The following is a 12,416-nucleotide window of genomic DNA, read 5'->3' as shown; positions in this document are numbered from 1 at the left end:
ATCATGGATCCAGAACCGAGCACCGTGGACGCCCGTACGCCCGACAACGAAATCGCCGCGTCCGGCAGGCCGGGCCCGCGCCGATGTGTCCGGCGATGAGGTGCCGCCGACTGCTGATCGCGCTCGCGCTGGCTGCTCTGGCGACGGCCTGCGATCCTTACCGCCGCGGCCCCGACAACGCCGAGATCCTGCAGTCGACGGGTCTCACCGTCGAACAGGCGGAATACGCCCTGTTCGACAACCTGCTCGCCCTCTCACCCCATCCGGCCCGCTCCTACGGGGCAGAGGTGACGCGACACGGGTGCGCGACCAACGCGTCGGCGCGAACCGTCGGCCCGCTGTGGAAGCTGTCGGCGGGCGACCGTTTCACCGACCCGTCGCCGGAGCTGGTCGATGCGACGGAAACGGCACTGACGTCGATGGCCGAGCGTGGGTTCACCGCGCCCGTCGACAAGGCGCTCGCCGGCCGCCGCGGCGGGTATCGGCGCGACGGAAGGGGATTCGAGATCGGCTTCGAGGTGCGCGACACCGACGGCAAGCGCTATCTGTCGGTCGTCGCGACCACGCCATGCGCGGCCGAGAAATCGACTGGCGGCGGGCCGATTCCGCCGGTCGTGGACGCGGTCCGGCTGGCGACACGCAAGGCGGTCCACGCGTTCGGGGCCGCCGATCCTGCGGCGCTGCGGGGCGTCGCGTGCGGGAAATTGGGCGAGCGCGTCGATTTCGCCGTTCCCGCCGACGAGCGGGAACGGCTGCGCCAGGCGATGGCCGCCGACGCCGAGACCCGCGGTGTCGGGCGGGTCGTGGAGATCACGAGTTTCCGATGGCTCGGCGATCCGATGCTGCCGAGCGCGGCGAGCGCCGTGGTCACGGTGCGCTACCAGCGGCACCCCGACATCCGCTACCGGGCCGAGTACCGCGACTGGTCCGGCGGCTCCTGGCGGTTGTGCGCATTCGATCCGATCTGATCCGCGTCGTGGCGAAGGACCCGATCGGCTCGGCGGCCGAGGGCGATCGACGGGCCGCGCGCCGCGCTCGCGAGATGGCGCGCGCCCCGATCCCCCTCGGCCGGGCCCGACCTCAGCCCTGCAGGCCGGCCTCGATCTCCAGGGTCAGGGTGATCTTGTCACCGATGACCGCGCCGCCATCCGGCAGCGGCATGTCGATGTCGAGGCCGAACTCGCGACGGGAGACCACGGTCGTGGCCTCGAAACCGGCGACCGGGCCGTTGCCCATGCCCGCGTTCACGCCGAGGAATTCGACCTTCAGCGAGACCGGCTTGGTGTTCCCGCGCACGGTGAACTCGCCGTCGACGACGAATTCCGCACCGCTCGCCCGGAATCCGGTCGACTTGAAGGTCATCACCGGGAACTGTTCGGCGTGGAAGAAGTCGGCGGTGCGCAGGTGGGCGTCGCGCTGCTCGTTGTCGGTGGTCAGCGAGTTCACCCGGATCTCGGCCTCGGCCGACGCGGTGCCGTCCTCGGCGATGACGAGCGTGGCGCCGAAGTCGGTGAACCGGCCGCGGACCTTGCTCACCATCAGGTGGCGTACCGAGAAGCCGACGGTCGAGTGGGCGGGGTCGACGACCCAGGTGCCCGCGGTCAGTCCCTTGGCGATTCCGGTGGTCATGGTGCACTCCTTGGAGTTGGTAGAACTTTCAATTACTACGATGATCGGGCGCGACATCCTCGGCGCCGCCCTGTTCTTGCGCACCGGGCCGGTGCGCAACGACTATCCCCCGTCAGCTCGGCAGACGTCCCGCAAGCAGGTCCTCGAACGGCGTCGTGTCGCGATACGGATCGGTCGTCACGAGATCACCTCCTGCGCCGCGGTGCGCGCGGCCAGCAACGACGCGTGCGTCGGCCCGTCGGGCACGTGGGCGGGACGGCGGGCGGCGAACTCCTCGCGCAGCACCGGAACCACCTCCTCGCCGAGCAGATCCAGTTGCTCCAGCACGGTTTTCAGCGGCAGCCCGGCGTGATCGATCAGGAAGAGCTGGCGCTGGTAGTCGCCGAAGTGCTCGCGGAAGGTCAGCGTCTTGTCGATGACCTGCTGCGGGCTGCCGACGGTGAGCGGGGTCTGCTCGGTGAACTCCTCCAGCGAGGGACCGTGACCGTAGACCGGCGCGTTGTCGAAGTACGGGCGGAACTCCCGCACCGCGTCCTGGGAGTTCTTGCGCAGGAACACCTGTCCGCCCAGACCGACGATCGCCTGGTCGGCGGCGCCGTGCCCGTAGTGCTCGTAGCGGCGGCGGTACAGCTCGATCAGCCGCTGGAAGTGCTCCTTGGGCCAGAAGATGTTGTTGGCGAAGAAGCCGTCGCCGTAATAGGCGGCCTGTTCGGCGATCTCGGGGCTGCGGATGGATCCGTGCCAGACGAACGGCGGCACATCGTCGAGCGGGCGCGGCGTGGCGGTGAAGGATTGCAGCGGCGTACGGAACTTGCCCTCCCAGTCCACCACGTCCTCGCGCCAGAGCCGGTGCAGCAGATGATAGTTCTCGATCGCGAGCGCGATGCCGTCGCGAATGTCCTTGCCGAACCAGGGGTAGACGGGTCCGGTGTTGCCGCGGCCGAGCATCAGGTCGACCCGTCCGTCGGCGAGGTGCTGCAGCATCGCGAAGTCTTCGGCGATCTTGACGGGGTCGTTGGTGGTGATCAGCGTGGTGGCGGTGGACAGCTGGATGCGGTCGGTGCGCCCGGCGATGTAGCCGAGCATGGTGGTCGGTGAGGACGGCACGAACGGCGGGTTGTGGTGCTCGCCCGTGGCGAACACGTCGAGTCCCACCTCCTCGGCCTTCTGCGCGATCGTCACCATCGCCTTGATCCGCTCGGCCTCGCTGGGGGTGCGGCCGTTCGTGGGATCCGCGGTGACGTCACCGACGGTGAAGATTCCGAACTGCACGAGGCCTCCTCGAGCTCATTTGGTTGACTTGGCAACCATAGTAACCGGAGTGCGCCGCAGCCTATTCCGCAGTGACAGGGCTCACAGCCGACGGCCGCGATCGACGATAGGCCGAACCGCCGGTACCGGATAACATGCGCGGCATGGCAAAGCTGAAGGTCTCCGTCGACGTCCCCATCAGCCCGGAAGCGGCGTGGACGCACACCGCCAATCTGTCCGAGCTGGACAAGTGGCTGACCATGCACGAGTCGTGGCGCGGCGAGGTCCCGGAGCAGCTGACCGTCGGGACCGAGCTGGTGGGTGTCGCGTCGGTGAAGGGTCTGCGCAACCGCGTGACATGGAAGGTCAAGACCGCCGAGCCGCCGCGCAAGCTGGTGCTGAACGGCTCGGGCAAGGGCGGCACCAAGTTCTCGCTGGGACTTCTGGTCGCCCCCAAGGGTTCCGGATCCGAGGTGACCGTCGACATCGAGCTCGGCGGGGCGCCGCTGTTCGGGCCGATCGGCGCGGGCGTGGCCCGCGCGGTGAAGGGCGATATCGAGCGTTCGCTGGAGAAGTTCGTCGCGCTCTACGGCTGAGGGCTTCGGCCGGGAAACGACTCGGGCCCACGGCGTATTCGCCGTGGGCCCGAATCGATTGGCAGCGCCGCGAACTCAGTGCGCCAGCGCCTGCGCGCTCAATGCACCAGCCTCGCGCTCAATGCACCAGCACCTTCGCGTCGGCGTCCTGCGCGGTCGCCGGCTTGGTCCGCGGCAGGAAGAACGCCGGAACCAGGGTCAGCACGATGAGGACCAGCGCCACGATGTAGGTGTCACTGAACGCCTGCGCGGCCTGATCCAGACCCGTGGCGATGGCGTCGGGTCCGAGCTGCTGCGCGATGGCGGGATCGGAGTTCGCGACGATCGCGGGTCCGGCCAGGGGCTGGTCCTTCAGCAGGTTGGTCAGCACCACCGACATGGTGGCGGTGCCGATCGAGCCCGCGGTCTGGTTGATGATGTTCATCAGCGTCGAGCCGCGCGCCACCTGCTGGTGGGTCAGCGTCTGGATCGCGGCGGTCATGATCGGCATCATGGTGCAGCCCATGCCGAGACCCATCACCAGCAGCGCCAGGCACATGACGACGTAGGACGTGTCCGCCTCGAGCTGGGTGAAGAAGGCGGTGCCCGCCGAGAGCAGCACGATGCCGATCATCACGATCTTGCCCGGACCGTACTTGTCGACGAAGCGGCCCGCGATCGGCATGGTGAGCATCGCGCCGAAGCCCTGCGGCGCGATCAGCAGACCGGCCGCCAGCGCCGACTCACCGCGCACCTGCTGCAGGTAGCTCGGCAGCAGCAGACCCGCGCCGAAGAACGCGATGGCGAACAGCACCATGGTGAGCACCGAGGCGGTCAGCGCCTTGTTGCGGAACAGGTGCAGGTCGATGAGCGGATGCTTGGCCCGCAGCGCGTGGAAGACGAACGCCACCAGCAGCACGAGACCGATCGCGGCCGGGATGAGAACCTTTCGCGCGGTGACGGTGCCCGCCTCCGGAATCGAGGAGACGCCGTACAGGAACAACGCCAGACCCGGCGAGGCCAGCAGCATGCCGAGGAAGTCGAACGACTCCGAGGGCTCCGGCTGGTCGGCCGGGAACACGAGGTAAGCCAGCACCAGCGCGACGATGCCGATCGGCAGGTTGATCAGGAAGATCCAGTGCCAGCTGAACGCGTCGATCAGCCAGCCGCCCAGGATCGGGCCGCCGATCGGACCGAGCAGCATCGGCACGCCCAGCACCGCCATCACGCGACCGACCCGCTGCGGTCCCGCCGCGTGGGTCATGATCGTCATGCCGAGCGGCATCAGCATGCCGCCGCCGATGCCCTGGATCACGCGGAACGCGATCAGCGACTCGATGTTCCACGCGGTGCTGCACAGCAGCGAACCGAGCACGAAGAAGGTCAGCGCCGCCATGTAGAGGCGCTTGGTGCCGAATCGGTCGGCCGCCCATCCGGTCAGCGGGATGACGGTCGCGAGCGCCAGCGTGTAGCCGGTCATCGTCCACGCGGCGATGGCGTAACTGGTGCCGAATTCGATCTGGAAGGTCGGCAGCGCGACGGTCACGACGGTGATGTCGAGGATCGACATGATCGCGCCGAGCACGACCACGCCCGCCACCTTGAACACCGCGGCGTCCAGTTTGTCCGAGGACGGATCTGGTCCCGCTGCCTGAATATCCGGAGGTTGGGTCACCGGTTAAGACTGACACTTCTTCGACGGAAGAACCAGCGGTTTCCCCGACTTACGGGGAAACTCGATGATTCCGGGCGGAACGATCCTCGCCGCTTGCCGGGTGAAGGATGCGACGGACCCCCAGCCCCGCACGACTGCGGCGGAATCACCACTCCTTGGCCGCGCCCAGCAGATGGCTGCGCACGAGATCGACGTGGCGGCGCGGGGAGCCGCCGGGGCGGCGAGCAAGGAAGGCGGTGTTGATCGGCGGATCGTCCGGTTCGAGCAGCGCCGTGATCGCGCCCGAGGCGAGTTCGCGCGCACACAGATAGCGTGGCACGACGCTGACGCCCGCGCCCGCGACCACCCCGGCGAGCACCGCGCGCAGGTCGCCGACGACGAGCGCCGGTTCGGCCACGAGGCGGGTGTCGAAGACGTGGCGCCAGTAGCGGCGCAGGATCGGCAGATCGGTGGCGTAGCTGAGCAGGGGCAGTGCGGACAGCGCCGACGGGTCGCCCGCGCGCAGCCGGGCCGTGTCGATGCGTCGCGCGATGTCCGGCGCGGCGACGAGGACGAATTCCTCGTCGGCGAGTGGCTCGGCGAGCACCGTGCGGCCGCGCGGGCGGGTGGTGGCCACGACGAGGTCGTAGGTTCCGGCGCGCAGACCGGCGAGCAGGTCGTCGGTGAGCCCCGCGGTGATCGTCAGCCGCACGCCGTCGGACACCAGCGGGGCCAGCGCGGGCACCACCCTGGTGGCCAGCAGCTCGGCGGGACCGGCCAGCAGCACCGGAGGTTCGGGTACGGCGGCCTCCGGCTCGGCGCCGCCCGCGATCGCCTCCAACGCGTCCATCGGCCCGGCCAGCCTGGCGGCCAGCTCGTGTGCGGCGGCCGTCGCCGCCACGCCGCGCGGCAGCCGATCGAACAGCGGACGCCCGAGCCGCCGCTCCAGCGTCTGCAACTGCGTGGTCACCGTCGGCTGCGACAACCCGACCTGCGCGGCGCCCGCGGTGATCGACCCCGCGCGGTACACCGCGAGAAAGGTCCGCAGGTGCGTCAGATCCGCCACCCCATTGGCCTGCCGATTCCCCATGAACAGAAGTCTATTGACTTACCAATGGCTACCCTTGCCCTGGATCTTTTCGAATGCCTTGTGGATGCGCTGCCGCTGCGCGGCGTGCGAAGCCGGGTGCGGCCGAGCATCGCCGGTCGGCGGGGCGATTAAGCTTCTGCTTCTATGGCCCTCAGCGCGACACTGCACACCTTCACCGTTCACCTGGCCGATGTCGATCGTGGCGTCTACCAGGAGTTGGAGTTGCGCGTCGCGCGTCACCCGTCCGAAACGGCGGAGTTCATGCTGACGCGACTGCTGGCCTACTGCCTGGAGTACGAGGAGGGCATCACCTTCAGCGACGGCGGCGTGTCGTCCACCGACGAGCCCGCGGTGCTGGTGCGCGACCTCACCGGCCGCCTGACCGCCTGGATCGAGGTCGGCGCACCCGACGCCGAGCGCCTGCACCGAGGCAGCAAGCTGGCCGAACGCGTCGCCGTCTACACCCATCGCGATCCCGCGAAGGTCCTCGCCCAGCTCACCGGCAAACGCATCCACCGCGCCGACGCGATCCCCGTCTACAGCTTCGACCGCGCCTTCATCGATTCCGCCGTCGCGGCCGTCGAACGCCGCAACACCGTCACCCTCTCGGTCACCGAGCGCCTGCTCTACCTCGACCTCAACGGAATTATCCTGAGCACTCCCGTCGAAGAGCACCGCCTCGCCTGACCGTCGGCGATCATAAAAGAAGACCGCCCGGTATTCAATTGTTACCTGCCGGGTGAACGGCCCGAGCCCCGACCGAGCCGCTGCGGGTCAGCGAATGTAATGCCCGGCGTCGCGCAGGGATTCGACCCGAGGGCAAGGCCAGCGGCGCCCGCAGCACGCGCGCTGCCATATCCGCCGACGGGCACGTGCTGGGCGAAGACCAGCTGGTCGTCCTGGGCGAAGGCGGCTCGGTTCGAGGAGTTCTGGCTCACGGGAGAGTAGGCGAGCATCAGCTCCTGGAGTTGCAGCCGGACCGCCTTGGTTCGGCTGTCGTAGCGTCGTTCCGACGAACTGTTCGTCATAGAGCCGAAGGTAATCGTGGCGCCGAGCCCGGTGTGGGGATTTCGCATTCTCCGTCGGCGAATTCGGGGTCGGCGCAGGCCGCGAGGCACCGTCTCGTCCGGCGGTTCCGAATACGACGACGGCCCTCCGTGCGCGCGGCAGCGGAGGGCCGTGTTCGGCGAGATCGGAAGATTACCGGCAGACGCCGTCGAAGGCGGTGCCCTCACGGGTGACGATGCCGTCCAGGATCGAGCACGCCGTCCCGTTCGCGACGGGCACCTGCACCACGGCCAGCGTGCGCGAGTCCACGCACGGCGCGGTCGCCGAGCGGAAGCCGGCGGCCGCCACGTTCGTGTTCAGCTGGAAGCCCGCCGACTCGCAGGCCTCCTTCGCCGCCTGGAGGTAGGCGTCCGTGGCCGGGTCCGCGGCGAACGCGTACCCGGCTCCCGCCATGGGGAGCGCGGCGGCGATGACGGCTCCGGCGAGGAAGGTGATCCGGCGGTGTGCGAGTTTTCTCATGGGCGAGATCATATGGTCTGAACCCGGTTTCACGAACAATTCGGGGCGCAATCCCGCATATCGAGTCCTGCAGAATGGGATGGCGACCGTCCCGCCGCCTCGCGGCCACGGAAGCACGCTGTCGCGGGTCGGCCGGAGAAGCTCGACAGTAGCCGATCGACTCCTCGGTTCCCCACGCGGCATCCCGAGTCGTCCAACCGACTTCGCCCGAGCACACCTCACCGAGCGCCCTCGACGCCCCGGCGCAGCGCCGTCACCGCAGCGACGAGGCGGGCGCCTTGCCCAATCACACCAAAAGCTCTGCGGTTCAACCCAGCTCGGCCCGCATACGCGACCCGTCGAGCTCGGCCCAGAAGGCAACGCAACCTGGCTTATCCACCCGCGGGTTCAGACCCGCCGCCACTTCTCGTCGCCGAGAAGCACACTGGCCTGCGGCCCCATGAGCAGCATCCCACCGTCCACCACGAACGACGCCCCCGTCACGTATCCCGCCGCGGGCGTCGTGAGAAACGCGACCACCGACGCGACTTCCCGCGCGTGTCCGGGACGGCCGAGCGGCACGCCGGGGCGGGGTTCCGAGCGCGGGTCCACATTTTCCTGACCGGTCATCGGCGTCGAAATCTCCCCCGGCGCAACGGAATTCACCGTGATGTCGTACTCGGCCAGTTCCAGGGCCAGCACCTTGGTCAAGGCGCCGAGACCCGCTTTCGCGGCACAGTACGGCGCGGCGCCGACCAGCGGCGCGTGCTCGTGCACGCTGGTGATGTTGACGATGCGGCCCCCGTGACCACCCTCGATCATGTGTTTGGCAGCGCGCTGAGCGCAGAGGAACGCGCCGTCCAAATCGACCGAGAGCACGTGACGCCAGGTGTCGAAATCCATGTCCATGGCCTTCTGCGCAGAGCCCGTACCCGCGCAGTTGACCAGAACGTCCAAGCCGCCGAGCTCGTCTGCCAGTTCATCGATGACAGCGGCCGAAGTAGGCAAGTCGCCGAGGTCGAGCCTGCGCACGACCGCCGAGACACCGCGCCCGCGCGCCTCCTCGGCCGTTCGCTCGGCGCCTTCGGCGTCGGTGTGGTAGGTGATGCCCACGTCGGCGCCGCCACCGGCCAGCGCGACCGCCACGGCCGCGCCGATGCCGGAGTCCGACCCGGTCACCACGGCGCGCAACGGCGCGCCGACACGTTCTTCGGGAAGCGGAGCTGTAGTAGCCATGCTCGCCGCATACCCCGGTCCCGCGGCGTCACACGCCGATCACGAGACGACGGCGTCGACGGCTTTCTTCAGCGCCGAGGGGTGGGCGGGCGACGTGGGCGCCTTCTTCCGCAGCTCGATCATCCGCGCGCCCATCTCTTGCAGCTGCTTACGGCCGAGATGCTCGCGCACCTGCGGGAACCATTCGTTCTCCTCTTCATCGATGTGGTGATCGACGTTCTCGATGAGCACGGTGGTCTTGGCGGTGAAGCGCTCGTCCTCGGGTTTCATGGCGGCCAGCTCCATGACGAGCAGATCGGCCACGTGATGCTCCTCGTAGGACTCGAGGATGTCGGCCTCGCGTTCGGGCTACGTGACTCGTTTGCCGTCATTCCCGTCCCCCAGGCCCCGAAACCGGGCGGCGTTCCGTGGGGCTCACCCGAATCGGTACGGCCTCAGGTACTCCGGCACGATCACCTCCGTCCGCGGGCTCTCCGCGCGCACCGCGGCGATCAGCGCGTCGCGTTGCCGCGCGCTCTTGTCGTCGGTGCGCGGCGGGTTCGCCAGCGGGGACTCGAAATCGTCCCAGTGCACCGGGACCACGGTGCGCGGGTGATCCAGTGCGCGTAGCAGCCGCGTGGCGTAGTCGTGGGTGGCGTTGCTGGAGTTGACCGCGACGACGGCGACGTCGGGCGCGGCGCCGGTGAGGTTGCGTTCGACGAAATCGCTTGCGCCCATGAAGAATACCGATGGTCCGCCGTCGACGCGGAGCAGGAACGCCAGGGTGTCGCCCTCGGGCAGGTCGGCGATGGTGGCGGGACGCGCGGGCGTGCTGGTCCGCACGCCGGGGAAGGTGACCGAGTACTGGCCGGTGCGGCTGTGCAGCGAGCCGACGACCTCCACGGTGTAGCCGCCGAAATCGAGCACCTCGCCGCCTTTCACCACGCTCAACTGCGCGGGCGGCAGGTCGTAGGACTGCGCCACGTGATAGGTCGTGAGGGTGCCGAAAACCCGTGCGCCGCTGCGCGCGGCGATGTGCGGCACGTCGTTGAAGTGATCCCAGTGGGTGTGCGTGACGAACACGTACTTCGGGTTGCCGACGTGCGGGTCGATGGCGGCGGGATCGACCCGCAGCGGGGCGTTCGCCTCGAAGGCGCCCGCGGCGAGGCCCACCGGGAAGCGGGTCAGATACGGGTCGATGAGCAGCGTGTCCCCGCCGATGTCGATGCGCCAACCGGAGACGCCCAGCCAGCGGAATTCCGCGTTCCCCGCGCCGGGTAGGCGAACTGGCTCGCCGGATTCCCGGCCCGAGAGCAGCACGCCCGCGCCCGCCGCGCCGACGGCCGCGACCCCCGCTCCCGCGGCGGCGGTGCGGAACATAGTGCGGCGGTTGATCCGTGGAGATGTCATGGCGACGAGACAAGCAGGCGACACGGGGCCGCGTCCAAGATCGAAAAGCCGTTCGGCCGATAGGCGATCGAATATCAGGCCAGGTCGGAGCTACCGCGGAGGCTGTCCACTGCCAAGCGCGCCGACCCCGCCATGGCCAGGTCGACATCGATGCGACGGGTGCCGAGCTCGTCGCTGCGCGCGAACACCGCCACCGCGTAGCGCCCGCCGTCCGGGTACTCCACCACCCCCGCCTCCATGTGCAGGCCGGGCAGCGTGCCCGTCTTCGAGGCGACCAGCACCTCGTCCGGGAATCCGGCCGCCAGCCGGGTCCAGAACATCTGGCGCCGCAACAGGTCCCGGGTCGCGGCGCAGGCCGCGGGGCTGCCCGCTTCGTCGCGCCAGATCATGCCGAGCAGCCGGGTGATCTCCCGCGCGGTGCTGGAGGTGGTGTGCTCGGGCCGGAACACCCGCATGCTCGCCACCTGTTCGCGCGACAGGCTCGGGAAGGTCGCGGCGAACTCGGCGGCGGTGCGTGCGCCGGCGTCGGCGAACATCGTCTCCAACAGCTGGCGCGGTCCGCCGATCACTCGGGTGGCCGCGAGCCCGAGTTCGGCCGCGAGCAGCCCGGGCGTGTCCGGACCGATCCGGCGCAGCAGCAGATCGGCGGCGGTGTTGTCGCTGACCGACATCGTGAAGTAGGCCAGGTCGCGCAGCGACATCTCCACGTCGTCCGCGCAGCCCGCGGTCCCCCAGCCGCCGAGCCGGTCCGCGGCGCGCACCAGCACGCGTTCGGTCGGATCGAGCTGGCCCGCGTCGACCTGCCTGCCGAACTCCAGGATCAGCAGAATCTTGAAGATCGAGGCGATCACCACCTGATCGTCGGCGCCGATGCCGAGCTCACGGCCGTCGGCCAGGTCGACAGCGTGCAACCGGCCGCGCACCGGCAGCTCGGCAAAGATCTCGCGGATGCGCTCCTCGGGTGACACAACGGCACACGGTAGTCGGCCCGCGCCGGAGTCCTCGATATCCGATCGCATATCGTCGAGCGATGGATCTCGCCCGGCACCTGCGTCATTTTCTGGCGGTGGCCGAGGAGAGGCATTTCGGCAGGGCGGCCGAGGCGCTCGGCATGGCCCAGCCGCCGTTGAGCCAGTCCATTCAGCGGCTCGAACGCGAGCTCGGCGTCGCGCTGTTCGACCGCTCGCGGCGAACCGTGCAGCTCACGACGGCGGGTCAGCTGCTCATCGCGGAGGCGCGGGCCGTGCTGGCGGCCGAGCAGCGGTTGCGCACGGTGGCCCGCAAGGCGGGCGACGGCAGCCTCGGGACGCTGCGAGCGGGCGTCCCGCCGGACACGCCCGCCGCGGTGCTGCACCGACTGCTGCGCGAACTGGCCGAGCAATCCGCCGGGCTCACCGTGGATCTGCACGAACTCACCACCGCCGAACAGCTCCGCCTGCTCGCTACCGCGGAGCTCGACGTCGGGCTGGTGGAACATCCGGTCGACGCGCCCGATCTACAGCACGGACCCAGCGCGGAACTGCCACTCGGTGTGGCGCTGCCCCGCACGTCTCCGCTGGCGCGCCTGCGCGAGGTGGGCCTCGCCGACCTCGCCGGACACGAGCTGATCCTCTTCCCCCGCGCCACCGCGCCGGGCAGGCACGACGAATTGCTCGAGGTGTGCCGCGCGCACGGATTCGTTCCCGATCGGGTCCGGCATGCCCGGAATCCCGAATTCCTGCTCGGGCTGGTCCTTTCGGGCAACGGCGTCGCCCTCACTCGGGAGGAGCCGGCCAGGCGCGAGCCACGGGTGGCCTGGCGTCCCCTCGCCGGACGACCGCTGCGTTTGCGCGTCGGCGCCGTATGGCCGGACACCTCGCCGCACCCGGCGGCGCCACGCTTTGCCCAGGTGGCCGCCGCGGTTCTGACCGAAGGAGCCGCGCCGCTCCCCGCGCCCGCCCCCGAAACTCCGGCCGGGCCGTGGTCGGTCGTCTACACCGTCCACCCGGCGCAGCGCACCGACCCCGTCTCGAATCCGGAGCCCTGAAGGCGGTTTCCGTTCCGACCGATCACGCCGATTTCCCAAGGTATTTCGATGCCGATATTC

Annotated in this window: 13 protein-coding genes and 1 pseudogene; 4 read left to right on the top strand and 10 right to left on the bottom strand. The window is 69.4% G+C overall.

The features are described 5' to 3' along the window. Nucleotides 1–95: 95 nt before the first annotated feature. Entirely contained in the window at nt 96–968 is an 873-nt protein-coding gene (locus ACRWNM_RS20700) for a hypothetical protein (RefSeq protein WP_431969691.1), read from the top strand. Nucleotides 969–1,080: 112 nt separating this feature from the next. On the opposite strand, the gene ACRWNM_RS20695 is transcribed toward ACRWNM_RS20700, so the two are convergent. Together ACRWNM_RS20695 and ACRWNM_RS20690 are read right to left on the bottom strand one after the other, a co-directional pair. After that, the gene (locus ACRWNM_RS20695; protein WP_431969690.1) at nt 1,081–1,629 is read right to left on the bottom strand and encodes a YceI family protein; all 549 of its coding nucleotides are present in this window, start codon (nt 1,627–1,629) and stop codon (nt 1,081–1,083) included. A gap of 177 nt (nt 1,630–1,806) precedes the next feature. Further along, nucleotides 1,807–2,901, bottom strand: a complete 1,095-nt coding sequence (locus tag ACRWNM_RS20690; RefSeq protein ID WP_431969689.1) for an LLM class flavin-dependent oxidoreductase — start codon at nt 2,899–2,901, stop codon at nt 1,807–1,809. Nucleotides 2,902–3,044: 143 nt separating this feature from the next. Between ACRWNM_RS20690 and ACRWNM_RS20685 the strand changes: the two genes are divergently transcribed. Next, the gene (locus tag ACRWNM_RS20685) at nt 3,045–3,476 is read left to right on the top strand and encodes a type II toxin-antitoxin system Rv0910 family toxin (protein ID WP_431969688.1); all 432 of its coding nucleotides are present in this window, start codon (nt 3,045–3,047) and stop codon (nt 3,474–3,476) included. 118 nt (nt 3,477–3,594) lie between these two features. On the opposite strand, the gene ACRWNM_RS20680 is transcribed toward ACRWNM_RS20685, so the two are convergent. Together ACRWNM_RS20680 and ACRWNM_RS20675 are read right to left on the bottom strand one after the other, a co-directional pair. Continuing rightward, entirely contained in the window at nt 3,595–5,130 is a 1,536-nt protein-coding gene (locus ACRWNM_RS20680) for a DHA2 family efflux MFS transporter permease subunit (protein WP_431969687.1), read from the bottom strand. 145 nt (nt 5,131–5,275) lie between these two features. After that, nucleotides 5,276–6,199 (bottom strand): LysR family transcriptional regulator, encoded by a 924-nt coding sequence (locus tag ACRWNM_RS20675; protein WP_431969686.1) that lies wholly within the window; start codon nt 6,197–6,199, stop codon nt 5,276–5,278. Nucleotides 6,200–6,343: 144 nt separating this feature from the next. On the opposite strand from ACRWNM_RS20675, the gene ACRWNM_RS20670 reads away from it, so the two are divergent. Continuing rightward, entirely contained in the window at nt 6,344–6,886 is a 543-nt protein-coding gene (locus tag ACRWNM_RS20670) for a YaeQ family protein (RefSeq protein ID WP_431969685.1), read from the top strand. A 41-nt stretch (nt 6,887–6,927) separates the two neighbouring features. Here ACRWNM_RS20670 and ACRWNM_RS20665 read toward each other — a convergent pair whose 3' ends face one another. The 6 genes and pseudogenes from ACRWNM_RS20665 to ACRWNM_RS20640 all read right to left on the bottom strand — a co-directional run bounded on the left by ACRWNM_RS20665 (nt 6,928) and on the right by ACRWNM_RS20640 (nt 11,298). Next, the gene (locus tag ACRWNM_RS20665) at nt 6,928–7,227 is read right to left on the bottom strand and encodes a hypothetical protein (RefSeq protein WP_431969684.1); all 300 of its coding nucleotides are present in this window, start codon (nt 7,225–7,227) and stop codon (nt 6,928–6,930) included. Between the two features lie 172 nt (nt 7,228–7,399). Further along, on the bottom strand, nt 7,400–7,726 hold the full coding sequence (locus ACRWNM_RS20660; protein WP_431969683.1) for a hypothetical protein: 327 nt from the start codon (nt 7,724–7,726) through the stop codon (nt 7,400–7,402). Nucleotides 7,727–8,113: 387 nt separating this feature from the next. Further along, nucleotides 8,114–8,941, bottom strand: a complete 828-nt coding sequence (locus ACRWNM_RS20655; protein ID WP_431969682.1) for an SDR family oxidoreductase — start codon at nt 8,939–8,941, stop codon at nt 8,114–8,116. Nucleotides 8,942–8,980: 39 nt separating this feature from the next. After that, nucleotides 8,981–9,289: pseudogene (locus ACRWNM_RS20650) on the bottom strand (hemerythrin domain-containing protein); the annotation flags it as partial. A gap of 66 nt (nt 9,290–9,355) precedes the next feature. After that, complete coding sequence (locus tag ACRWNM_RS20645) at nt 9,356–10,330, bottom strand: MBL fold metallo-hydrolase (protein WP_431969681.1); 975 nt, start codon at nt 10,328–10,330, stop codon at nt 9,356–9,358. Nucleotides 10,331–10,404: 74 nt separating this feature from the next. Further along, on the bottom strand, nt 10,405–11,298 hold the full coding sequence (locus ACRWNM_RS20640) for a serine hydrolase (RefSeq protein ID WP_431969680.1): 894 nt from the start codon (nt 11,296–11,298) through the stop codon (nt 10,405–10,407). Between the two features lie 62 nt (nt 11,299–11,360). Here ACRWNM_RS20640 and ACRWNM_RS20635 point away from each other — a divergent pair, with 62 nt between their 5' ends. Continuing rightward, entirely contained in the window at nt 11,361–12,356 is a 996-nt protein-coding gene (locus ACRWNM_RS20635) for a LysR family transcriptional regulator (RefSeq protein ID WP_431969679.1), read from the top strand. Nucleotides 12,357–12,416 lie beyond the last annotated feature (60 nt).

The sequence above is a fragment of the Nocardia sp. bgisy134 genome (assembly GCF_965341865.1).
Taxonomy (GTDB): domain Bacteria; phylum Actinomycetota; class Actinomycetes; order Mycobacteriales; family Mycobacteriaceae; genus Nocardia.
Note: the sequence above shows the minus strand (reverse complement) of the source record. Positions and strands in the feature narration are given on the sequence as shown.